Raw genomic sequence first — 1,703 nt, forward strand, 5'->3', positions numbered from 1 at the left:
CTAGGACTGTCCTGAAGATCTTGTTGGGTGAGTCGGCATGAGCCGGCTCACCCTCTTGCTATGCAGTGATCGGGACGAGTGTCCAGATGCCGTTGGTATGGGTGAGTCCGAGGTTGACCAGGCGGCGGAGGTTGAGGGCGGCGGCGCGGTGGTGGAGCCAGTGGTCGTTGGCGGCGGTGCCGCGGTAGTGCAGGCGGCGGTTGCCTCGGGCGACGAGCCAGGCGACGGCGCGTTCGACCATGGGCCGCCAGCGGCGGTAGTCGTCTTGCCAGGCGGGGTCGGTGGCGGCCTGGTGGCGGGCGGCGGCCTGCAGGTGGTGGTGCGGGCGGATGGTGAGCACGCGGCCGGTCTTGGCGGTGGTGCACCGCTCGCGCAGCGGGCAGGCGGCGCACAGGCCGGTGAAGGTGGCGCGGCGTTGCTGGTAGCGGCCACCTGGTGCGGCGAGCGGGACGGTGTGCCCAGCGGGGCAGGTGACCGTGCCGGCGGCGGTGTCGATCGCGAAGTCGTCCAGGGTGAATCCGCCGATCACGGCGGGCTTGAGCGCGGGCGGCTTGATCAGCAGCCGGTGCCCGGCATCGGTGAGGGCGGCACGCAGGTCGGCGGCAGCATAGGCGGCATCGGCCAGGATCTGCAGTGGCCCGCGCTCGGCGGTGAGCAGGCCGGGCGCGACGGTGGCCTCATGGTGGGCGGCGCCGGCGCCGGGGCGCAGGGCGACGGCGGTGAACAGGCCGGTCTCCGGCTCCACAGCCAGGTGAGCCTTATAACCGTCGTCGCGTTGCTCCTGGCTCTTGTGGATGTGGCGGGCCTCCACATCGACGGTGGAGATGATCCGATCAGGTGCGGTGCGGCGGGCGATCCGCCACCGCCCGTCGGTGCCGTCGGAGCCGTCAACAGGCTCGACATCCTGGCCGGCGATGAGGGCCAGCAGGCCGACCGCGTGCTCGGCACTCTCGTCCAGTTCCTGCCCGGCCAGGTGGTCGAGCAGGGCGAGCGCGTCCGTGACCAGCCCACTGACCAGGGCGCTCTTGGCCTCCTCGTCGTCCCAGGCGATCCTTGGCTTGCCCGGGCCGGTGTAGTCGCAGGCGTGGCAGTGCGCCGCCACCAGCGCGCTCGCGCCGGGCACCTGACGGGCCACCCGGCGGATCGCGGCGATCAACTGAGTGATGGTGTCCTGGGTGGCGACCGCATCCAGCAGCACCGCCGAATCCAGCGCCCGCCGCGTCCGGCCTGCCAGCACCCCGGTCTGCTCCACCACCGCGCGGACGATGCCGAAGATGCGGTCCGGCTCTGATGAGCGGGCCAGCCGGCGCCTGAAGTAGGTCAGCAGCGACGGATCGAAGCCCTGGTCATACAGGCCCAGCCCGCAGGCGGCCTTCCACCGCAGATCGAACCGCAGCGCTCCGACCGCCTCCTCATCGGACAATCCCTGCAAGGACTGCAGCACCACGACCGTGGCCAGCAGCCCCGGCGGCACCGACGGACGCCCGTTGACCGGCGCATACATGTCCGCGAACGCCTGCGACGGGAACAACACCCGCCGGTGTTCGGCCAGGAACGCGAACACGCTCCCGGCAGGGATCATCTCCCGGCACACGGCCCATACCTCAGGCCCGGCCGGAACCCTCCGACGGCCCATCATGACCCGAGTCTGAATCCCGAAACTCTCCCTGACCAGACCACCGAGATCTTCAGGACAGTCCTAG

The 1,703-nt window shown here is 71.0% G+C and carries 1 protein-coding gene; it reads right to left on the reverse strand.

Going from position 1 to position 1,703, the window contains the following annotated elements; all coding sequences use genetic code 11:
- Positions 1-58 precede the first annotated feature (58 nt).
- A complete protein-coding gene (locus tag AB0H75_RS50145) occupies positions 59-1,582 on the reverse strand; it encodes an IS1182 family transposase (RefSeq protein WP_367809182.1) in 1,524 nt (507 codons plus the stop codon).
- Between the last annotated feature and the right edge of the window lie 121 nt (positions 1,583-1,703).

It is taken from the genome of Nonomuraea sp. NPDC050783 (assembly GCF_040802095.1).
Taxonomy (GTDB): domain Bacteria; phylum Actinomycetota; class Actinomycetes; order Streptosporangiales; family Streptosporangiaceae; genus Nonomuraea.